Here is a 20,372-nt window from a genome sequence, read left to right as displayed (position 1 = left end):
GGTGGTCGTCCGGACGACCACGGCCGTCCTTCGATCATGGGCCGGGACGGAAGATCGCCGTCCGAGTGCTGGTACTCCCCGGTCTAGTGATCGATGGTCTTCGCTCTTTGACTGAAAACGGTGTTGTAGCACCGAATGATGCGCCCGACGGCGCTGGATCATGTGAGTTCGGACCTGGCTTGGGATCACCGCAACTACGGCACGGACGGCGACCGCGCTACCCGTCCGCGCCGCCGGAGGCTGCGCGAAACCACCGAGCCCCGAGGACCGACACCAGGAACCACTCCAAGCGGCGTACCCCCAAGCGGACGCTCAACAGGAAGACGACCACACGATCCTGGGGGGTGAAAACAGGAACCCTCAGGCAGCCAACCCCAGAGTCTCAGCCGCAGCACGCCCGTTGGCATGGCTTGCACCCCAGGTCGTGATGAAAGCGCGAGCGGCAGCAGGACGCCACGACGACGGCCACCCCATCTCGACGACGGTGACGGGGTGGACGGCAGCCAGCGCATCCACCAGCACCCGAGCGCCAGACAGGCGGTGCACGTTGCGGCCCACGACGACGATCGGGCGGGTGCCGGCGCGGGCACGCAGCTCGTCCGGGGTGGTCTGCTCGGCCACGACGCGGATCTGCTCGGTGCCGTTGACGTGCGGGCCGAGGCCCCACGGGACGCGGCCGGCGGCGATCGACGACTCCGACTCCAGCTGGACGATGAGCGGGGCGGAGGAGAGGTCGACCGAGCCTTCGATGCGCACGGCGCTGAGTGCGGCCGGGTACCCGAGGCCGGGCTCCTCCCGGTCGGTGCGGTCGCCCTGGCGGGTCCAGTCGGACAGGGCCTGGACGCGGGCGACGGCCTCCTCCAGGCGGGCGAGCGGCAGGCGGCCGTCCTGGACGGCGGCGACGATCTCGTCCACGCAGGCGAGGGTGAGCTTCTCGTCGACGTCGGCGCCGATGCAGAGCAGGTCGGCGCCGGCGGCGAGGGCGAGGACCGCGCCGGCCTGGGTGCTGCCGGCGTAGCGGGCCGCACCCAGCATCTCCAGGGCGTCGGTGACGACGACGCCGGTGAAGCCGAGCTCGGTGCGGAGCAGGTCGACGAGGACGGCCCGGCTGAAGGTTGCCGGGGCGTCGCCGGTCAGCGTGGGTACGCGGATGTGCGCGCTCATGATCGACTTGGCGCCGGCCTCGATGGCGGCGGCGAACGGTGGCAGCTCGCGGCCGCGGAGCTCCTCGAAGGAGATGTCGACGGTCGGCAGCTCGAGGTGCGAGTCGGCGAGGGTGGCGCCGTGGCCGGGGAAGTGCTTGGCGCAGGCGGCCACGCGGGCGCTCTGCAGGCCGAGCACGGCGGCGGCGGTGTGCGCGGCGACCAGGTGCGGGTCGGCGCCGAAGCTGCGGGTGCCGATGATCGGGTTGTCGTCGGCGGTGTTGACGTCGACGGTGGGTGCGAGGTCGAGGTTCAGCCCCAGCTGGTCGAGCTCGGCGCCGATGGTGCGGTACACGCGGCGGGTGATCGCCGGGTCGCCGAGCGCGCCGAGGGCGGCGTTGCCCGGATACGGGCTGCCCAGGCGGTGGGCCAGGCGGGTGACGTCGCCGCCCTCCTCGTCGATGGCGATCAGCACGCCGTCACGGGCGGCGTGCAGGCCGGCGGTCAGCGCGGCGACCTGGTCGCGGTCCACGATGTTGTAGCCGAACAGCAGGTGCCCGGCCATCCCCTCGGCGACCAGGTCGACGGCCCAGGCCGGGGCCTGTGTGCCCGGGAATGCTCCGAGCAGCGTGCCCAGCGCCAGCCGGCGCAGTCCTGGATCGTTCGACACGGTGTTTCCCCCCTCAGCGCTTGGACCAGTGTTGGACACTCGTCGGATGCGCTATCCACGATCGTAAGAGCATCTTGACCAGTTGTGCGTAGGCCGTGTGGGTGGTGTGACCGTACGCTTTCCGGTATAGGTTGCCCGAGGCAATCTAATAGGAAAGTTTCTTAAATACTAGGGGTGTTCATCACCATGAGTTCTGCTCGTCTTCCCGGCACCCCTAGGTTGCTGCGCGCGCTCAACGACCGCGCCGCCCTCGAACTGCTGCTCAGCAAGGGTCCGCTGACCCGCGCGCAGCTCGGCGAGCTGACCGGGCTGTCCAAGGTCACCGCGTCCCAGCTGGTCGAACGCCTCGAGGAGCGAGGGCTTGTGGCCCGCGTCGGCGAGCAGGCCGGCGGCCGCGGACCCAACGCACAGATGTACGCCGTGGTCCCCGCGACCGCGTACGTCGTCGGCGTCGAGGCCGGCCCGCAGCACGTCGTGGCCGGCGTGGCCGACATCACCGGCAGGATCGTCGGGCGCACGGACGTGTCGATCGGCGAGGGCGACGACCCGGTCAAGGTCGTGCACGCCGCCGTCGTCGAGGCCGCCGGCGAGGCCGGTGCGCCGATCGACCGCATCCGCCGGATCGTGCTCGGCACGCCCGGCCTGGTCGACCCGAAGAGCGGCGAGATCACGTTCGCCTGGGACCTGCCGCGCTGGCACCGGGGGCTGCTCACGGCCCTGCGCGAGGACCTCGGCCGGCCCGTCGCGTTCGAGAACGACGTGAACCTCGCGGCCATCGCCGAGCAGCACAGCGGCGCCGCGATCGGCGCGAAGGACTTCGTGCTGGTCTGGCTCGACCGTGGCGTCGGCACCGCCGTCGTGCTCGGCGGGCGGCTGCACCGCGGCAGCGTCGGCGCGGCCGGAGAGATCGGCTACCTGCCGGTGGCCGGCACGCAGGTCAGCCGCGACGCGTCGCGCCGGGCGAAGAGCGGCTTCCGGATGCTCACCGACGCCGCGGCGGTGAAGGCGGTCGCGAAGACCCACGGGTTCAAGGCCGCGGGCGCGGGAGAGGCGATCAGGGCAGCCATTGCTGCCGGTACGGCCGGCAGCCCCTTCCTCGACGAACTGGCCCGCCGGATCTCACTCGGTGTGGCGTCGGTCGGACTGGTGCTCGACCCGGAGCTGGTCGTCCTCGCCGGCGAGATCGGCCAGGCCGGCGGCGCGGACCTCGCGCAGCGGGTGCAGCACGAGGTCGCCGCGATCGCCGTGGTCTCCCCGCGGGTCGTCGCCACCGAGGTGTCCAGCGAGCCCGTCCTCAACGGCGCCATCCTGACCGGCCTCGACGCCGTGCGCGAAGAGGTGTTCGGCGACACCGCGTGAGGTGTACCCGCCGGCCGGTCGTGCGGCGCCGCCGGTCGTGACGTGCCGCCGGGCCCGGTCGGCGCCGGGCCCCGACGGCCTCAGTTCGTGTCGCGGCGGCGCATCGAGGTGAACGCGCCGGCCAGCAGGACCGCCACCACCAGCGCCAGGACCAGCCCCGCCTGCTGCCAGCTGCCGGACAACACGGTCTCGGCAGGCGTACAGCCCGTGTCGGTGCAGGACGCGGAGGTGCTCTCGAACGTGTGCGACTTGTTCAGCCACGCCGAGACCCAGCTGGACAGCCGGTACTTCGCCGAGTAGTCGACGCCGCCGATCACCTGGAACAGGATGATGGCGCCCAGCTCGTAGACCAGCAGGTAGGCGATCCCGACGCCCAGCGCCGTCGAGGTGTGCCGGCCCATCGAGGCGATTGCGAAGCCCAGCGCCGTGCCGGCCATCGCCAGCAGGGCCACGCGGACCGCGGTGATCAGCAACGACATCCAGTCGGCGAACCCCATCACGCTGACCGTGTCGTTGACCGCGTCGACGGCCACGAACGCGCCGGTCCAGGCAGTGAGGTACACCACCGACACCAGTGCGACCCCAGCGCATGCGGCGATCAGTTTGCCGGCCAGGACCGTGCCCCGGCGGGGCGCCCAGAGCAGCAGGTTGAGCATGCCGCCGGAGCTCCACTCCACGCCCACGAACGACGCACCGAGCACGAAGCCGGCCACCGTCAGCACGATCGCCGCCGTCGTGAACAGCGCCGGCCACTGGCGGGCGAACGAGAAGCCGAAGTCGAGCATCGAGTCGGCCGTGGGGCGGGCGCCGTAGTCGCAGCCGCGGGGGAAGTTCACACCCGGCGGCGCGGTCTCCGTGCCGCTCTGCACCGCCTCGCACAGCGCGACGTTGCGGTCGTAGATGACCGCGGCGGCCTCGGCGCGCTTGCCGGCGGTGCTGATCTCGTCGGCGGTCGGGCTGCTGCGGGTGAGCGTGAAACCGAACGTCAGGAACGCGAGCAGCGTCGCGATGAGCACGAGGGTCACCAGCGTGACCCGGCGGCTGAACAGGCGGGACCACTCGGCCCGCAGCAGCGGCGTCATGCCTGCCGTCCGTTCTCGATGATCTGGCCGGTGACCTCGAACGGCGGGCCGGGCTGCTGGGGTGCGTCGTGGCCGGGCCAGTCGGAGTTGTCGACCGGGCGGAACTGCCCGCGCCGGGGACCGCCGCCGGTCAGCGTGAGGAACGCGTCCTCCAGCTGCGCGACCGGTGCGAGCTCCCGGACCCACAGGTCGTGCAGGCCCAGCGCGCGCGACACCCAGGCGGGGTCGGCGAGGTCGTGCACGACGATCTGGTCGCCGGAGACGCTGATCTGCGCACCGGCGTCGGAGAGGATCTGCGCGGCCCGGGGCAGGTCGTCGACGCGGACCCGGTAGGTGCCGCGGTCGTTGGCGGCCAGGACCTCCGACACCGGTCCGGCGGCGACCCGGCGGCCCCGGGAGATGATCGTGACCGAGTCACAGATCTGCTGGATCTCGGCCAGGATGTGGCTGGAGATGACCACGGTCGAGCCGCGGTCGGCCTGCTCGCGCAGCAGGTCGCGCATCTCGCGGATGCCGGCCGGGTCCAGCCCGTTGCTCGGCTCGTCGAGGATCAGCAGCTCGGGGTCCTTCAGCAGGGCCGAGGCCACCGCGAGCCGCTGCTTCATGCCCATGGAGTAGGTCCTGACGAAATCCTCGGCGCGGTTGGTGAGGCCGACCTGGTCCAGCACGACGTCGACCCGCTGCTTCGGCACCCCGCCGGCCTTGGCCAGCAGCAGGAGCGTCTTGTGCCCGGTGAAGTTGCCGAAGAACGCCGGCGCCTCGACGATCGCGCCGACCCTCGACACCACCTGCGGCAACGCCCTCGGGACCGGCTGGCCGAGGATGCGCATGTGGCCCGAGTCCGCCCGCAGGAGCCCGAGCAGCGTCTTGAGCGTCGTGCTCTTGCCCGACCCGTTGGGCCCGAGGAAGCCGTGGATCTGCCCCTGGTGGACCTCCATGTCGAGGCGGTCCAGCGCGACCCGTGGCTTGCCGAACAGTGTCTGGTAGGTCTTCACCAGACCGGCGATTTCCAGTACGGCACTCATCCCCGCGCACGATACGGCTTTTGTCCGGCGGATGGGGGGCAGGGCCAGTACCGGGACGGCGACGTGGTTGGATTGGCCCGTGTCTGATGACCTTGTCATCGCGGTGGACAAAGCGACGGTGACCCGCAACCGGTCCGACCTGATCCGATCGGTGAGCTGGCAGGTCGAGCTCGATGAGCGCTGGGTCGTGCTCGGCCCCAACGGCGCGGGCAAGACCACGCTGCTCAACCTCGCCGGTGCCCGGCTGTATCCGACCCGCGGCACGGTGACCGTGCTGGGGGAGAAGCTCGGCCGCACCAACATCAACGAGCTCAAGACCCGGCTCGGGTTCTCCTCCGCGGGGCTGCAGCTGCCGGGCGACGAGACGGTCCGTGACGTCGTCGTCACCGCCTCATGGGCGGTCGTGGGGCGCTTCACCGAGCGGTACGACCGCATGGACGAGTCCCGGGCGCAGGCGCTGCTGGAGCAGTTCGGCGTCGGCGCGCTCGCCGACCGGCTCTACGGCACGCTGTCCGAAGGGGAGCGCAAGCGGGTCCAGATCGCCCGGTCCCTGATGGTCGACCCCGAGCTGCTGCTGCTCGACGAGCCGACCGCCGGGCTGGACCTCGGCGCCCGCGAGGACCTCGTGCGGCGGCTGTCGGAGCTCGCCGCCGACCCCGACTCGCCGGCGATCGTGCTCGTCACGCACCACGTCGAGGAGATCCCGCCGGAGTTCACGCACGCACTGCTGATGCGCGACGGCGGCATCGTGGCGCAGGGCCTGCTGCGGGACACCGTGACCGCGGAGAACCTCTCCAAGACGTTCGGACTGCCCCTGCGACTGTCGATCGTGGACGGTCGCTACCACGCGCAGGCGGTCTAGAAAACTGTCGTACCGCAGCGGTACCGTTCGATGTATTCGAGCGGGGGGTGGACGGTGGCCGATCCAGGAGACGACCCGCCCGCCGACCCGCCGGGCGATCCCGAGCCTGCGCCGGTCCGCCGCACCCGGGTCGCGCGCCTGGTCGCCTGGGTCGTCGTGCTGGTCGCGGTCGTCGTCGTCGCGGTGGTCGTGGTCATCGACGTCGGTCCGCCCTCCGAGGCCGACCTGCGCCGGCGCGCCATCGCCGGGCGCGGCGAGCTGCTCATCGGCGTCAAGGACGACACCCCTGGCGTGAGCCTGCGGGACAAGGCGACCGGCGAGTACGCCGGGTTCGACATCGACATCGCGTATCTCATCGCCGGCGACCTCGGGTTCCGCCCCGACCAGGTGCGGTTCCTGTCGATCGAGACCGAGGACCGGGCCCGCATGCAGGCCCGCGGCACCGATGGCAGGTTCGTCACCGTCGATCTCGTCGTGGCCAGCTTCAGCATCACCAAGGAGCGCTCGGAGCAGCCCGGGGTGCGTTTCGCCGGGCCGTATCTGAGCACCCAGCAGTCGGTGGTCACCGGCAAGGCGCACAAGCCGGTCAGCAGCCTCGAGGACCTGCGCGGTGAGCGGGTCTGCACCCTTGCCACATCCACGTCCAGCGTGGTCGCCAAGGACGCCGGCGTGACCCTCTCCGGCAAGAACGAGATCAGCGCCTGCGTCGCCGGGCTCAGGAGCGGCGAGTTCGACGCCGTCACCACCGATGCCGCGATCCTCGCCGGGTTCGTCGCGCAGGACGCCGGCCAGACGCTCGTGCACCACGACGTCGGGCTCACCGGCGATGAGCGGTGGGGCGTCAACTGCGGCGACAACGAGGCCCTGCAGACGCTGGTGAATCTGTACCTGTACCGCTCCGCCCACGACGCGACCGACCGGCGGTGGGAGCAGGCGTACGACAATTATCTGCGCAGCGAGCAGCGGTTCAGCCCCAGCCAGCAGGTGGCGATCGACCACCAGCCCGAGGTGCCGAAGGTGGACGTGCGCCAGTGGCCGTGGGAGAAGTAGGCGACCGGCAGTGGCTGCTGCCGCTGCTGCCCACGTTCCCGATCGTCCTGCTGGTGCTGCGGCTGTGGTATCTGAGCCGGCAGAACGTGCAGACGATGCTGCTGTTCGTGCAGTACGTCAGCCCCCTGGGCCTGCTCAGCACGCTGGTGATCGCGCTGCTGTGGGTGTTCCCGGCGACGCTGCTGCTGACCCGCGTCCTGGGCGCGCTGCTGGAGCTCAGCGACCCCGCCGCGGCCGCCACGTCACGGCTGGCCGCGGCCGCCAGACGCATCCCCGACTGGGTGGTCGTCGTCGCCCTGGTGATCGGCGCCCTGACCTGGCAGCTGCGCTTCCTACCCACGCTGATCATGGTCGCGCTGTCGATCCTGGGCCTGGTCGTGCGCCAGCGCGGCGCCAACACCGGCGCAGCCGCCGCCGCGACGGGGGTGGTGCTGCCGTTCGTCGCGGCCGTGCTGCTGTACGCCTTCCTCGGCCCCGCGATCGTCGAGGCCCTGCGGCAGCACGAGCCGGTCACGTTCGTCCTGCTGGCCCTGCCGCCGCTGGTGACACCGCTGCTCACGGGCCCGGTGCCGGCGTGGGCAGCCCGCCCCGTGACGCACTGGCCGGCCGTGGTGGCCGCGTTCACAGCCCCGTTCCTCGTCGGCGTCGTCTTCCTGCGCGCCCCGATCCTGCCAACGGTCGCAATCGACACCGACGACGGCGTCCTCGTCGGCTCCGTGATCACCGTCGATGACCGCATGACGACGCTGCTGGACACCGGCGGCAGCGTCCAGTTCGTGCTGAATGAGCGGGTCCAGGCGAAGGTGCTCTGCGACGCGGGGGACCGGCCGCCTGGCAGCCGGGTCGCGGCGCACGGCTGGTCGGTCGAGCAGACCGCATTGACGTGGATCGCGCCGACCCGCCGCCCGGCTCCCGTGGACCCGCGCTGCGAGGGCCGCCGCTAGTTCGGGTTTCTCGTGGGCCGCGCTGCGAGGGCCGCCGCTGGTTCGGGTTTGCCGAGGGCCGCGCGGCGAGGCAGGGCGCTGGCTCGGGTTCGGGGTGCGTCGTCGGGGTTGTGGGCGTGTCGAGGTGCGCGGTTGACAGGCAGGGGCGGTTCGCCTCCCTGCGCAGTCCGGACCAGGATGCTCGGGCGCCAGGCTGGGCGGGCCCAGACCAGCTCTGCCCGGTCGGCCTTGCCGGATCGGCCCAGCCCGCCGGCCGGTCGGCCTGGTCGGCCTGGTCGGCCCGGTCGGCCCGGTCGGCCGGTCTGCCCCGCCGGCGCGCCCCGCCCTGGCCACGCCCGGCCCCGGCCCGGCCCCGGCCGCCCTAGTCCGACTCACGCGGCCCGGCCCAGTCCTAGCCCAGGCCGGGCATGCGTCAGGTCCAGGCCCTCGGAAACCAGGGCCACGGTTCAGACAGGGCGGGCGTCGGCCGGGTGAGGCGTCGGGCAGCGCCGGGCGTCGCGGCCAAGCGCCAGGCCGGGCGCCGGGCCGGGCGTCGGGTTGGCCAAGGCGGGGTCGGACCGGGCGTCAGGCCGAGACCCATCGGCCCGGGCCCGGCACCAGGCCTGACCCAGTCCGGATCGGGCGTCAAGCCGAACCCCGCATCAGGCCGACAAGCGATCGCCCCGCCAGCAACCCGGTCAATGCCTACGGCAGCCCGCCGCACAACGGCCAAGCCCGGTGCGCGCGGCAGCTTCTTCTGCACGGTACCGCACGCGACCTAATGGATCTTCGACCACATTGCGCTGTGTAGTCAGGCGAAGTTGGGCTTGCGTTTTTCCACGAACGCGTTCATGCCCTCGGTCTTGTCCTCGGTGGCGAACAGCGCCGCGAACAGCTGGCTCTCCCAAGCTAGGCCAGATGCCAGGTCCATGTCCAAGCCGCCGTCCACGGCAAGCTTGGCGGCCCGCAACGCGTGCGCCGGTCCGCGGACATAGGGCTCGACCAGAGCCTTCGCCGCCGCGTACACCTCCCCGGCCGGCACGACCTTGTCGACCAGGCCGATGGACAGCGCCTCGGCCGCCTTCACGAACCGCCCCGACATGATCAGGTCCTTGGCGCGGGCCGGTCCGACGAGCCGTGCCAGCCGCTGTGTGCCGCCCGCCCCAGGAATGATGCCGAGAGTGATCTCCGGCTGGCCCAGGGTCGCGTCCTCGGCCGCGACGCGCCAGTCGGCGGTCAGTGCGAGCTCGCAGCCGCCGCCGAGCGCGTACCCGTTGATCGCCGCGACGACCGGCTTCGGGATGCGGGCCACGGCGTCGAACGCGCCGGTGAGTGCCGTGGCCCGGGAGGCCATCTGGGAGTAGCCCATGCCGGCCATCTCCTTGATGTCGGCGCCGGCGGCGAAGACCTTGTCTCCTCCGTACAGGATGACCGCGCGCACGTCCGGGTCCGCCGTCGCGGCGCCCGCCGCCTCACGCAGCTCCTCCTGGATCTGGATGTTCAGCGCGTTGACCGGCGGACGGTCCAGCCGGATCGTGCCGATACCATCTTCGATCTTCAGCCGGACCAGCCTGCTGTCGCCCACAGTGTCTCCTCAACGTCGTTGTCGTTGCCCGCAGCGTATTCCGGCGTACCGTCTGATGTGCCATGGCGACCACGTACTACCGCGACCACAAGGTGCACATCAGCTCCGAGGGTGTGCGCGTCGATGACGCTTGGTATCCGCTGGCGACGCTCACGTACATCTGGCATCAGCGCACCGGCAGGCTCGTCCACGGCGCGTACATGCTCGTCACGCGGGGCGGCGCCGTTGCGCTGATCATCGGTCTGCTCATCGCCGCCGGCACCGCCGCGCGCCGGATCGACTTCAACGGGCCGGACTCCACGATGTACATCGCGGGCGGGATTCTCGGCATCATCGTGATCGGCGGGATCGTCGCGTTCAGCGTCGAAGGGCTGCTCGATCTGCTCGACCGGGCGCACGACCACGGCAAGGGCGTGCACGAGATCTGGGTGCGGACCCGGACCGGTGACTCGATGATCTACTCGACCACCGACTCGCCGAAATTCGGGCAGATCTATCGTGCACTGCAGCGGGCCGTCGAGCAGTCTGCCTAACCCTTAGGATTTCGGGCATGGTGGCCCTGGGCGTGGACTTCGGCACGTCGCACACCGTCGCCGTGGCCCGATGGCCCGACGGCCGTGCCCGCCCCCTGCTCTTCGACGGCTCGCCGCTGCTGCCGTCCGCGACGTTCTGGGAGGACGGCGAGCTCGTCGTCGGCCGCGACGCCGTGCACAGCGCCCGCCGCGCCCCGGCCAGTTTCGAGCCCAACCCGAAGCGCCGCATCGACGACGGGCACGTGCTGCTGGGCGAGCGGGAGGTGCCGGTCCACGACCTGCTCGTCGCGGTGTTCCAGCGGGTCCGCGCCGAGTTCACCCGCACCGCCGGGGGACCGCCGGCCACGGTCACCGTCACCCACCCGGCCAACTGGGCCTCGACCCGGCGCAAGGCTCTCGCGGCGGCGGTGCGGGGCGCCGACCTGCCCGACGCGACCCTGGTGCCGGAGCCGGTGGCGGCGGCGACCTACTTCGTGCGGGTCCTGCGCCACCTGGTGCCCGTCGGTTCCGCCGTCGTGGTGTATGACCTGGGCGCCGGCACCTTCGACGGCAGCGTCGTGGCCCGGACCCCGGAGGGCTTCGAGGTCCTCGCCGTCGACGGCCGTGACGACCTCGGCGGCCTCGACTTCGACGAGGTGGTCCTGGCGATGATCGGCCGGACGCTGCCGCCGGAGCGGTGGCAGCGGCTGATCACCCCCTCGACGATCGAGGAGGCGAGGGCCGCGCGGATGCTGCGCGACGAGGTCCGCGAGGCCAAGGAGCGGCTCTCCCGCGCCTCCTCGGTCACGGTGCTGATCCCGCTGCTGGACGTGGACGTGCAGCTCACGCGGGAGGAGTTCGACGCGGCGGCCCGCCCGCTCGTGGAGCGTTCGGTGCGGGTGCTGACCGAGACCGTCCGGCTGTCGCGGGTCACGACCGAGCAGGTTGCCGGGATCTTCCTGGTCGGTGGGGCGAGCCAGATCCCGCTCGTCGCGACCGAGCTGCACCGCGCGTTCGGCCGGCCGCCGGTGACGATCGAGCAGCCGGAGATGGTGGTCGCCGAGGGCAGTGTCCTGGTCGGCGCGCGGGTCGACAAGCCGTCGGGCGCGGTCGTGCCCGCGTCCCGTCAGCCTCCGGGTGGTGTACGAGGCAGCGCCCGGCCCGGCGCGTCGCCGGCCGGCGGGCGGGGTGCTGTGCCGCCGGGTGGCCGGGCCGTCGTCACCGGGGGCGCCGTGGTTCCGGTGTCCGCCGAGCCGGTCTCCGGGGCGTGGCACCGGTGCGTCCCGACCCCGTGTCCGGTCAGCCGGCGCCACCTGGGTCGCCGGTCGCGCTGCCGGGGTCGCCGGTCGCGCCGCCCGGGTCGCCGGCGCCGTTCGGGTCGCCAGCGCCGTTCGGTGCCGCGCCGCCTGGGTCACCGGCCGCGCCGCCGGGGTCGCCGGCCATGCCGCCGGTGTCGCCCGCCGCCGGGCCGGCCGGGGTGGCACCGGTCTCCGGGGCGCGGGCGCCGGTGTCACCGGGAGCCGTGCCGTTCAGCCCTGTGCCGTTCAGCCCGGCGCCGCCCGTACACCGGATGCCGCCGCCGCAACGGCCGTATCCGCCCCCACGCGCGGTCTACTACCAGCCGCCGCCGCCCGCGGTGGTCTACGTGCCGCAATACGTGCCGCTCGTGCCGCCGCCGCAGCGCCGGCTCGCGCCGGGGGCGATCCGCTGGCCCGCGGGCTTCCTGAAGCTGTACGGGGTGCTCATGTACATCCTGACCGCGCTGCTTACCCTCGTGCTGATCGTGAGCAGGATGCCGGACTCCAGCAACAGGCTGACGGAGCCGGCGTGGGAGGTGGTGCTCTACTCCACCCTGATCAGCCTCGGCCTCGCCGTGCTGTTCACCCACGCCGCCCGGCGGCTGCGCCGCGGCAGCAACGGTCACGCGTGGTATCCGATGGCGCTGTGCGTGCTCGTCGCCGCCGGCGGGGTGTACCTGGCGCGGGGCTTCGGCGAGCCCGCCTGGCTGGGTCTCAGCGCGGTGTACGCGGGTGCGGCGCTGCTGCTCCTGCTGCCCAGCGCACGGGCCTGGATCCGGCCGCTGCGCCCGCCGTCGGCGCCCCCGTCAGTCAGTAACGCGACCGGACCCGCCGAGGCGTGAGAACCGTCGTACCCGCCGCCTAGACTTCGAGGCATGCCAACGCCAGGGATCCGGCTCGGTGTCGACTTCGGCACCTCCAACACCGTCGCCGTGGTGCGGTGGCCGGACGGACGGTCCCGCGCGCTGCTGTTCGACGGCTCGCCGCTGCTGCCCTCCGCCGTCTATGCCGAGCCCGGCGGCACCGTCATCGTCGGCCGGGACGCGGTGCACAGCGCCCGGCTGGAGCCTGCCCGCTTCGAGCCCAACCCGAAGCGGCGCATCGACGACGGCACGGTGCTGCTCGGTGATCGTGAGATCCCGGTCAACGACCTCGTCGCCACCGTCCTGCGGCGGGTCCGCGACGAGTGGACCCGCACCGTCGGCGACGTGGCGTCCGAGGTGACGGTGACGTTCCCGGCGTCGTGGGGCGCGACCCGGCGGCTCGCGATCGCCGACGCCGCGGCCGCCGCCGGCCTGGGCAGGGTGCGTCTCGTCCCGGAGCCAGTCGCGGCCGCCGCCTACTTCACGCAGGTGCTCGGCAAGGACGTGCCGGTCGGCTCGGTCGTGGTCGTGCACGACTTCGGCGCCGGCACCTTCGACGCCAGCGTGGTCGCCCGCACCCAGGGCGGCTTCGAGGTCCTGGCGGTCGACGGCCGCGACGACATCGGCGGCATCGACCTCGACAACGCGATCGTGGCGCACATCGGCGCGATCTGCGAGCCGCAGGCGCCGCAGGAGTGGCAGCGGCTGATGAGCCCGCAGACGATCGAGGACCGGCGGGCCCGGCGGCTGCTGTTCGACGACGCGCGGGTGGCGAAGGAGCGCCTGTCCCGCCAGCCGGCGTCCGACCTGACCGTGCCGCTGCTCAACATCGACGTGCACCTCACCCGCGACGAGCTGGAGCGGCTCGCGCAGCCGCTGCTGGAGCAGACGGTTCGCGTCACGCAGGGCGTCATGCGGTGGGCGCAGCTGAGCGAGGGCAGCATCGCGGGCGTGTTCCTGGTCGGCGGCTCCAGCCGGATGCCGCTGGTCGGCACGCTGCTGCACCGCGCGCTGGGCACGGCACCCGTGGTGATCGAGCAGCCGGAGCTGGTGGTCGCCGAGGGCAGCATGCTGACCGGCTCGACGGAGATCCCGGTGACGGCGGAGCCCGCGCCGGGTCCGGCGACGGGCGTGATCCCGCGGGTGCCGGGCTTCGACTGGCGGCCACAGTCCCCGACCTCCGGCGCCCCGCAGCCAGGCGCCGGGCAGTTCGGCGCGGCGGCCGGCGCCGGGCAGTTCGGGGCAGCGGCCGGAGCGGGCCAGTTCGGCGCGCCCGGAGGCAGCCCGGCGGGGAGCGCGGGCCAGTTCGGTGCGGCGCAGCCCGGCGGGGGTCAGCCCGGTGCCGGGCAGTTCGGTGCGGCGCAGCCCGGTGGAGGCCAGGCCGGTGCCGGGCAGTTCGGCGTGGGGCCGGCCGGCGGAGGTCAGCCCGGTCAGGGACAGTCCGGCGCGGCCCAGCCTGGTGCGCAGCCCGGCGCGGGGCAGCCCGGGGGCGGGCAGTCGGGAGCGGACGCGCCGCTGTGGCCCGAGGCGGGCACGTTCGCCACGGAGTCCGCCGCGAGTGCCGCGCCGATGTCAGGCGTGCCGATGTCGGCGCCGCCGGTCTCGTCGCCGCCCGGCGGTGGCTATTCGACCTATCCGGCGTCGGCGCCGCCCGGGAACTATGCCGGCAGCCAGGCCACCTCCCCGCATGGTGGTTACGGCGTGCCGACCTCAGGCCAGCCGGTGAACTACGGCCCGCAGGTCTCCGTGCCGCCCGCCAACTACAACCAGCCGGCCTCGGCCCCGCCGGCGAACTACAACCAGCCGATGTCAGGGCCACCGGCGAGCTACAACCAGCCTGCGTCGGCGCCGCCGGCCAACTACAACCAGCCCATGTCCGGCCCGCCGGCGAGCTACAACCAGCCGATGTCGGGCCCGCCGGCCGGTTCCAACCAGCCCATGTCGGGGCCGCCGGCCTCGTCGCCGCCGGTGTCCGCGCCGCCGAACCGGGCGGCGGGGCAGATCTTCGTGTCCGGTGGCAGGGTGCCGGTGAGTCCCGGGCCGCAGACCGAGCCGGCGACCCGCTACGACGAATACGGCAGCCCGGTTCGCCAGGGCGGCGGCCAGCAGCGTCCTGCGTATCAGCAGCAGCGGCCGTCGCCGGTGCATCCCGCGCAGCGCGGTGACGAGCGGCGGGCGGATGGCGGGACCAGGAGGCGGGGGCCGTTCGCCCGGGCGATGCTCACGCTGCTGGTGCTCGTGCTGCTGATCGCGACCCCGGTCGTCGCCGGCTACGTCTCCTTCTACTTCACCGCCGGTCACTGGCCGCCGCCGGCCGACACGTTGTTCGACCCGGATGGGCGATGAACGCTCCGCGGCCCGGTGAAAGTGAGTAACATTCGCGTCGGTCGGAGCTGATCGAGGAGGGTGCATGACGCAGATCGACGGGCACGGTGGGGACCTGGCGCTCGCGGCGCTGCGGGGCTTCGGGGTCGAGGAGCTGTTCACGCTCTCCGGCGCCCACGTCTTCCCGCTGTATGACGCCGCCCACAAGACGGGTGTGCGGATCGTCGACGTGCGGCACGAGCAGTCCGCGGTGTTCGCCGCTGAGGCCGTCGCCAAGCTGCAGCGCCGTCCCGGGCTGGCCGTGCTGACCGCCGGCCCCGGCGTCACCAACGGCGTGTCGGGGCTGACCAGCGCCTCGTTCAACGGCGCGCCGGTGGTCGTGATCGGCGGTCGGGCACCGCAGTTCCGCTGGGGTTCGGGCAGCCTGCAGGAGATGGATCACCTGCCGATCGTCCGCGCGGTCACCAAGCACGCGGAGACCATCCTCGCCACCGACGAGGTGTATGCCCGGATGCAGGCCGCGGCCCTCGCCGCGCTGACCCCGCACCGGGGGCCGGTCTTCGTCGACCTGCCCCTGGAGGTGGTGTTCTCGCAGGCGGACGGGGTCGAGGCGGCGCCGGCGCCGGTCGTGCCCCATCTGGAGCCGGACCCGGAGGAGGTCGCGCGGGCCGTCCAGCTGCTCGCCGCCGCGCAGCGGCCGGTGATCATCGCGGGCTCCGACGTGTGGGCGGGGCACGCCACCGCGTCGCTGCGGGAGGCGGCCGAGGCGCTGCGCGTGCCGGTGTTCGCCAATGGCATGGGCCGCGGCACGCTGCCGCCGTCGCACGCGCTCGCGTTCTCCCGGGCGCGCAAGGCGGCGTTCGGCGGCGCGGACGTGATCGCCGTGGTCGGCACCCCGCTGGACTTCCGGCTCGGCTTCGGCGACTTCGGCGGCGCCCAGGTCGTGCACGTCACCGACGCGCCGTCGCAGCGGGCCGGGCACGTCACGCCGGCCGCCGCGCCGTCGGGTGACCTGCGGGCGATCCTGGCGGCGTTCGCGTCGTACACCGGCCTCGTCGCCGACCACGAGGAGTGGATCGAGGCGCTGCGGGCCGCGGAGGACGCCGGCCGTGTCCGGGAGCAGCAGGCTCTGGAGGCGGACACCGACCCGATCAAGCCGAGCCGCGTCTACGGCGAGCTGCGCAAGGTCCTTGCCGAGGACGCCGTCACGATCGGCGACGGCGGCGACTTCGTCTCCTACGCCGGCAAGTACCTCGAGCCGTCCCAGCCTGGCACCTGGCTGGACCCGGGACCGTATGGCTGCCTCGGCACCGGCATGGGCTACGCGATGGGGGCGCGGGTGACGTATCCGGACCGCCAGATCTGCGTGCTGATGGGCGACGGCGCCGCCGGCTTCTCGCTGATGGACGTCGAGTCGCTGGTCCGCCAGCAGTTGCCGGTCGTGATCGTGGTCGGCAACAACGGCATCTGGGGGCTGGAGAAGCACCCGATGCGCAACATCTACGGCTACGACGTCGCCGCCGACCTGCAGCCGGGCCTGCGCTACGACGACGTCGTCAAGGCGCTCGGCGGCGCAGGCGAGACGGTGGAGAAGCCGGCCGACCTGGCGGGCGCGTTCGACCGGGCGTTCGCCTCGGGCGTGCCCTACCTGGTCAACGTGCTGACCGACCCCGAGGACGCCTACCCGCGCTCGTCGAACCTCGCGTAGCGACGAGGGCCGCGCGGCGCCGACCGGGGCGTCCGCGCGGCCCTCGGGTCGCACAGATCGAAGGACGGCCACGGTCCTGCGGCGAAGATCGCTGTCCGGCGCCGGGCCACGGAGTGGATCCGGCCCAATGGCCGGAGTGGATCCGCCCGACGGACGGAGTGGATCCGGCCCGATGGACGCGCCAGGCAGTTCGGGCGATTGAGCATTGCCGCGATGAGGCCGTGCGCGTGTGGCCGGACGAGCCGCCGCAGGACTGCCGCGACGGCCGGCGGGCGGCGGGCGGGTGCTGGGTGTTACTCCAGGCCCAGGAGGCGGGGCAGGGAGCCGATCGAGCCGATCACCTCGTGAGCCCCGGACGCCTGGAGGGCCTGGCGGTCGCCGGCGCCGGTGAGGACGCCGACGAGCAGGCCGGCGCCGGCGCGCTGGCCGGCGATCAGGTCCAGCGGCGTGTCGCCGACGACAACCATGCGGCGCACGTCCTCGACGCCCAGTTTCAGCGCGGCGACCAGCATGAAGTCCGGGAAGGGCCGGCCGCGGCCGGCGTCGGCGGGGGACAGGACCAGGTCGACCTGGCCCCACCAGCCGAGGGCGTCCATGATCGCTTCCTGGGTGGCGCGGGCGAACCCGGTGGTCAGGGCGACCTTGATCCCCGCGGTCCGCAGGGTCTTGATCGCCTCCAGGGCGCCAGGGATCGGCAGGACCGCGCCTTCGTCGACGAGCAGGCCGTAGGCCTCCTCGAAGGTGTCGTTGGCGGCCTGGGCGCGCCGCTCGTCGCCGTCGAGCAGCAGCCGGAAGACCTCGATGCGGCTCTGGCCCATGGTCTTGCGCACGACGGCGAGCATCCGGTCGTGCTGCGGGGTGCCGGGCGCCACGCCCTCGCCCGCGAAGGCGACCGTGAAGGCCTGCTCGACCAGGCCGTCGTCCCGCACCGTCGTCCCCGCCATGTCGATGCAGGCGAGCTGCCACGCTGTCATCGCCCTATCCGACCATGCCGACAAGGCGGGTTGGTGAACGGCGCAAAACGCTCAGAAGGCACCCGCCCGGCGCAGCTGCCGTGGCCTGCCGTCCGGGTCGTGGATGGTGTTGTAGACCACACGTGCCCAGGCCGCCGTGTGGCGCGGTACCCGCGGCGGGTGGTACGGCAGCAGCCGCCCGGCGGGGCGGGGGCCGATCTTGCCGCTGTCGTGCCACGCCTGCAGCGCCTTGGCGGAGGCGTCAAAGATCTCCTCGATCGGGCCCTCGGGCAGCTCGTCGAGCTCCAGGTGCTCCTTGCACAGCCGCTCGCGCAGATCCCGGGGGTAGGTGCCGGAGGGGTCGAGGATCGCGCAGGTGAGCTCCGAGTCGTGGGTCCAGGAGCGCAGCGACACGTTGTCGGAGCCGGTGGTGACCCAGGTGTCGTCCACGACGCAGACCTTCGCGTGCACGTAGATGGGTGTGCCGGCGGCGTTCTCGGGGCTGAAGACGTGCAGCCGGTCGCCGCCCGCCTCGCGGAGCATGGCGAGGGCCCGGGAGCGGCCGTACAGCTGCGGCATGCTCCCGAATCTGCCCGGCCGGTCGGGGTGGCGCGGCACGACGGCGATCAGGTGCAGGCCGGGGTTCTCCCGCAGCGCGTCGGCGAAGCAGCTGGCGACCTTCGGCGACCAGAGGTACTGGTCCTCCAGGTAGATCAGCCGCCGGGCCCGCTTGACCGCCTTGCAGTAGCCGCGCGCGACGCTGAACTCCCCGTCCGGGGCGAACGGGTAACCGCCGTGGCGGTGCGGGTACGTCCGCAGCAGCTGCACGCTCAACGAGCCGACCGGCGAAGGGTCAGGCTGCTGCGGCGGCAGCCGGTCGGGGTCCAGGTTCTCGTCCGCGACCGTGTCCTGGAACCAGTGCAGCGGGTTGCGCGACAGCGCCGACCTGTCCTCCCAGCGCTCCCGGAACGTGGCCTCGATCTGGCCGACGACCGGCCCGCGCAGCTCCAGCTGCACGTCGTGCCAGGGCGCGCGGCGGCCGTACTTCGGGGTGATCTCCACCGGCTGCGGGTCGCCCTCGTGCGCGGGGGTGTCGCGGCGGCCGTGGCACAGGTCGATCCCGCCGACGTAGGCCCGGTCCAGCTCGGGGCGGCCGGGGTGGCGCAGGACGACGAGCTTCTGGTGGTGCGAGCCGCCGACGCGGACCCGCATGTCACGCAGGCACTCGCCGCCGGCGGCCTCGATCTTGCGGGCGAAGCGCCGGTTCTCCGCCGCGCTGAACTGCAGGGCGTTCCAGTGCGACCGCCAGATGAGTCCCTTGACGCGGACCCCGCGCTCGGCCGCGGCGCACAGCAGGTCGCCGATCGTGGGGCCGTTCCTGCTGACCCGCTGGCTCGCGTCGCCGCGCCAGTCGGTGAACAGCAGCAGGTCGCCGCGTTCCATCTGCTCGATCGCGGCGTACAGCTCGGCGAAGTACTCCTTGCCGTCGATCAGCGGCCGTACGGCGTTGCCGTCGGTCCACGCCGTGATCCTGGTGTGCGGGTTGCCCCGCTCCTCCTCCGTGAGGAACCAGTCCTGTTTCATCGCGGGACACCTGCGTCCTGGAGGTCGCTGACCGGTTCGGGGACTTCCTCGGACACCAGGTCGCGGTTGGGTTTGACCAGCCAGTACACGGCGCACAGCCACAGCGCCGACAGCAGCACGCTGCCGAGGATGTCGGTCGGGTGGTGCATGCCGCGGTACATGCGGGAGACGGCGACCCACAGCGGCATCGCCACGGCGAGGGCCGGCAGCACCCACCGCCACCAGGCCCGGGTCCGCGGCATGACCAGCACGGCGGCGGTCGCCCAGATCAGGATCGTGGCGGCGACGTGGCCGGACGGGAAGCTCGACGTCGGCATCGGCCCGTCCATGTTCTCCACGTCGGGGCGGGCCCGGTCGACGATCGCGGCGCTGGCCAGGAACAGGGTCAGCTCGCCGAACATGACGGCCAGCAGGAAGATCACCGGGCGCCAGCGGCGGATCGCGGCAAGGGACACCGCGCCGATGACCAGCCCGATCGCGAGGATCGCGTGGGTGTTGCCGACCTCGCTGCCGACGATGCTCACGTGCCCGAGCACGTCGCTGCGGTGCCCGGCGAACCAGTGCGGGATCGTGGAGTCCCACAGGACGTTGCCGTTGCCGTCGCGGTACCGGGCCAGCGGCAGCCCGACCACGACCAGCGCGCCGAAGGTGAAGACCCAGGCGACGGCACCGAAGGCGAGGGCCCATGCGGTGCCCGGCCGGTGCTCGTGCGGCTCGGTGGGGCGCAGGTCGTCGGCGGCCTCGGGCTCCAGACCCTCCTCCAAGGGCTCGGTGACCCGCAGGCCCTCGTGGTGGCGCAGCAGCTCGAACGCGGTGGCGCACAGCCCGAGCCAGGCGACACCGAGGGACCAGCCGCCGATGACGTCGGACAGGAAGTGCACGCCCAGTGCCAGCCGGCTGAACCCGATCAGCGTGACGATCACGCCGACGCCGATCACCGCCGCCCTGCGCCAGCGGGGCCGCAGCGCCGGCAGGAACACCAGCAGCAGCGCCGTGTAGCAGATGAGCGAGTTGAGGGAGTGGCCGCTGGGGAAGCTGTTGCCGCCGCCGTGGGCGACGGGCTGCTCGACGACGGGACGCAGCCGGCCGACGGCCAGTTTGAGGGTGGGGTCGAGGATGAGCCCGCCGACGGTGGTCGCGACCAGGAACCCCGCGAGCTTGTACTGCTTGCGCACCAGGACCAGCGTGGTGCCGATCGCGACGAGCCAGGCCATGACACCGAAGCTGCCGAGCCGGCTGATGCCACCCATCAGCGTCACCAGGAAGTCACTCGGCGCGACGGCCTCGTTGAGCTCCTCGGCGATGCCGCGGTCGATCGACTCCAGTGGTACCCAGCGCACTCGCACCGCGATGATCAACAGGCTGAACAGCAGTGCCGTGCCGCCGAAGCCGGCCATGCGCCACAGGGCGGATCTGGAGGTTCTCACGTTT

Annotated in this window: 16 protein-coding genes; 9 read left to right on the top strand and 7 right to left on the bottom strand. The window is 72.7% G+C overall.

The features are described 5' to 3' along the window. Window positions 1-360 precede the first annotated feature (360 nt). Window positions 361-1,812, bottom strand: coding sequence for a glycoside hydrolase family 3 protein (locus tag OHA72_RS00830; protein ID WP_327005944.1), 1,452 nt, complete (start codon window positions 1,810-1,812; stop codon window positions 361-363). Window positions 1,813-1,998: 186 nt separating this feature from the next. Between OHA72_RS00830 and OHA72_RS00825 the strand changes: the two genes are divergently transcribed. Then, window positions 1,999-3,171: an ROK family transcriptional regulator gene (locus OHA72_RS00825; protein WP_327005943.1), complete on the top strand. Its 1,173-nt coding sequence runs from the start codon at window positions 1,999-2,001 to the stop codon at window positions 3,169-3,171. An 80-nt stretch (window positions 3,172-3,251) separates the two neighbouring features. Here OHA72_RS00825 and OHA72_RS00820 read toward each other — a convergent pair whose 3' ends face one another. Further along, complete coding sequence (locus tag OHA72_RS00820; RefSeq protein WP_327005942.1) at window positions 3,252-4,253, bottom strand: ABC transporter permease subunit; 1,002 nt, start codon at window positions 4,251-4,253, stop codon at window positions 3,252-3,254. Next, the gene (locus OHA72_RS00815; RefSeq protein ID WP_327005941.1) at window positions 4,250-5,278 is read right to left on the bottom strand and encodes an ABC transporter ATP-binding protein; all 1,029 of its coding nucleotides are present in this window, start codon (window positions 5,276-5,278) and stop codon (window positions 4,250-4,252) included. The genes OHA72_RS00820 and OHA72_RS00815 overlap by 4 nt, the downstream gene beginning before the upstream one ends. Window positions 5,279-5,309: 31 nt before the next feature. Here OHA72_RS00815 and OHA72_RS00810 point away from each other — a divergent pair, with 31 nt between their 5' ends. From OHA72_RS00810 to OHA72_RS00800, 3 genes are read left to right on the top strand one after another with little or no spacing between them, the layout of a single operon-like run. Further along, window positions 5,310-6,140 (top strand): ABC transporter ATP-binding protein, encoded by an 831-nt coding sequence (locus OHA72_RS00810; protein WP_327005940.1) that lies wholly within the window; start codon window positions 5,310-5,312, stop codon window positions 6,138-6,140. 54 nt (window positions 6,141-6,194) lie between these two features. Beyond that, window positions 6,195-7,190, top strand: coding sequence for a transporter substrate-binding domain-containing protein (locus OHA72_RS00805; protein WP_327005939.1), 996 nt, complete (start codon window positions 6,195-6,197; stop codon window positions 7,188-7,190). Continuing rightward, window positions 7,178-8,134: a hypothetical protein gene (locus OHA72_RS00800; RefSeq protein ID WP_327005938.1), complete on the top strand. Its 957-nt coding sequence runs from the start codon at window positions 7,178-7,180 to the stop codon at window positions 8,132-8,134. The genes OHA72_RS00805 and OHA72_RS00800 overlap by 13 nt, the downstream gene beginning before the upstream one ends. 790 nt (window positions 8,135-8,924) lie before the next feature. Here the strand turns inward: OHA72_RS00800 and OHA72_RS00795 are convergent. Next, window positions 8,925-9,698 carry an enoyl-CoA hydratase/isomerase family protein gene (locus OHA72_RS00795; RefSeq protein ID WP_327005937.1) on the bottom strand — a complete coding sequence of 258 codons (774 nt, stop codon included), beginning with the start codon at window positions 9,696-9,698 and terminating at the stop codon, window positions 8,925-8,927. 62 nt (window positions 9,699-9,760) lie between these two features. On the opposite strand from OHA72_RS00795, the gene OHA72_RS00790 reads away from it, so the two are divergent. The 5 genes from OHA72_RS00790 to OHA72_RS00770 all read left to right on the top strand — a co-directional run bounded on the left by OHA72_RS00790 (window position 9,761) and on the right by OHA72_RS00770 (window position 16,404). Then, window positions 9,761-10,231, top strand: coding sequence for a DUF6232 family protein (locus OHA72_RS00790; protein ID WP_327005936.1), 471 nt, complete (start codon window positions 9,761-9,763; stop codon window positions 10,229-10,231). Between the two features lie 17 nt (window positions 10,232-10,248). After that, window positions 10,249-11,937 carry an Hsp70 family protein gene (locus OHA72_RS00785; protein WP_327005935.1) on the top strand — a complete coding sequence of 563 codons (1,689 nt, stop codon included), beginning with the start codon at window positions 10,249-10,251 and terminating at the stop codon, window positions 11,935-11,937. After that, window positions 11,856-12,350: a hypothetical protein gene (locus OHA72_RS00780; RefSeq protein WP_327005934.1), complete on the top strand. Its 495-nt coding sequence runs from the start codon at window positions 11,856-11,858 to the stop codon at window positions 12,348-12,350. The genes OHA72_RS00785 and OHA72_RS00780 overlap by 82 nt, the downstream gene beginning before the upstream one ends. 33 nt (window positions 12,351-12,383) lie before the next feature. Continuing rightward, a complete protein-coding gene (locus OHA72_RS00775; protein ID WP_327005933.1) occupies window positions 12,384-14,717 on the top strand; it encodes an Hsp70 family protein in 2,334 nt (777 codons plus the stop codon). A gap of 64 nt (window positions 14,718-14,781) precedes the next feature. Beyond that, window positions 14,782-16,404: an acetolactate synthase gene (locus OHA72_RS00770; protein ID WP_327005932.1), complete on the top strand. Its 1,623-nt coding sequence runs from the start codon at window positions 14,782-14,784 to the stop codon at window positions 16,402-16,404. Between the two features lie 293 nt (window positions 16,405-16,697). Here the strand turns inward: OHA72_RS00770 and OHA72_RS00765 are convergent, their stop codons facing one another. From OHA72_RS00765 to OHA72_RS00755, 3 genes are read right to left on the bottom strand one after another with little or no spacing between them, the layout of a single operon-like run. Beyond that, window positions 16,698-17,378, bottom strand: a complete 681-nt coding sequence (locus tag OHA72_RS00765) for a phosphonatase-like hydrolase (protein WP_203846363.1) — start codon at window positions 17,376-17,378, stop codon at window positions 16,698-16,700. Between the two features lie 51 nt (window positions 17,379-17,429). Further along, complete coding sequence (locus tag OHA72_RS00760) at window positions 17,430-18,941, bottom strand: phospholipase D family protein (protein WP_327005931.1); 1,512 nt, start codon at window positions 18,939-18,941, stop codon at window positions 17,430-17,432. Further along, window positions 18,938-20,368 (bottom strand): phosphatase PAP2 family protein, encoded by a 1,431-nt coding sequence (locus tag OHA72_RS00755; protein ID WP_327005930.1) that lies wholly within the window; start codon window positions 20,366-20,368, stop codon window positions 18,938-18,940. The genes OHA72_RS00760 and OHA72_RS00755 overlap by 4 nt, the downstream gene beginning before the upstream one ends. Between the last annotated feature and the right edge of the window lie 4 nt (window positions 20,369-20,372).

Origin of the sequence: Dactylosporangium sp. NBC_01737, from assembly GCF_035963215.1 — a bacterium.
Classification (GTDB): domain Bacteria; phylum Actinomycetota; class Actinomycetes; order Mycobacteriales; family Micromonosporaceae; genus Dactylosporangium.
The sequence above is the reverse complement of the archived record's forward strand: the minus strand, read 5'-3'. Positions and strand labels throughout refer to the sequence as shown.

What these genes read in the sequence shown, in the direction of transcription:
- OHA72_RS00770 (WP_327005932.1), top strand. Translation starts at nt 14,782, where the DNA reads ATGACGCAGATCGACGGGCACGGTGGGGACCTGGCGCTCGCGGCGCTG.
- OHA72_RS00810 (WP_327005940.1), top strand. Translation starts at nt 5,310, where the DNA reads ATGGGGGGCAGGGCCAGTACCGGGACGGCGACGTGGTTGGATTGGCCC.
- OHA72_RS00765 (WP_203846363.1), bottom strand. Translation starts at nt 17,378, where the DNA reads ATGACAGCGTGGCAGCTCGCCTGCATCGACATGGCGGGGACGACGGTG.
- OHA72_RS00775 (WP_327005933.1), top strand. Translation starts at nt 12,384, where the DNA reads ATGCCAACGCCAGGGATCCGGCTCGGTGTCGACTTCGGCACCTCCAAC.
- OHA72_RS00820 (WP_327005942.1), bottom strand. Translation starts at nt 4,253, where the DNA reads ATGACGCCGCTGCTGCGGGCCGAGTGGTCCCGCCTGTTCAGCCGCCGG.
- OHA72_RS00825 (WP_327005943.1), top strand. Translation starts at nt 1,999, where the DNA reads ATGAGTTCTGCTCGTCTTCCCGGCACCCCTAGGTTGCTGCGCGCGCTC.
- OHA72_RS00815 (WP_327005941.1), bottom strand. Translation starts at nt 5,278, where the DNA reads ATGAGTGCCGTACTGGAAATCGCCGGTCTGGTGAAGACCTACCAGACA.
- OHA72_RS00785 (WP_327005935.1), top strand. Translation starts at nt 10,249, where the DNA reads ATGGTGGCCCTGGGCGTGGACTTCGGCACGTCGCACACCGTCGCCGTG.
- OHA72_RS00760 (WP_327005931.1), bottom strand. Translation starts at nt 18,941, where the DNA reads ATGAAACAGGACTGGTTCCTCACGGAGGAGGAGCGGGGCAACCCGCAC.
- OHA72_RS00790 (WP_327005936.1), top strand. Translation starts at nt 9,761, where the DNA reads ATGGCGACCACGTACTACCGCGACCACAAGGTGCACATCAGCTCCGAG.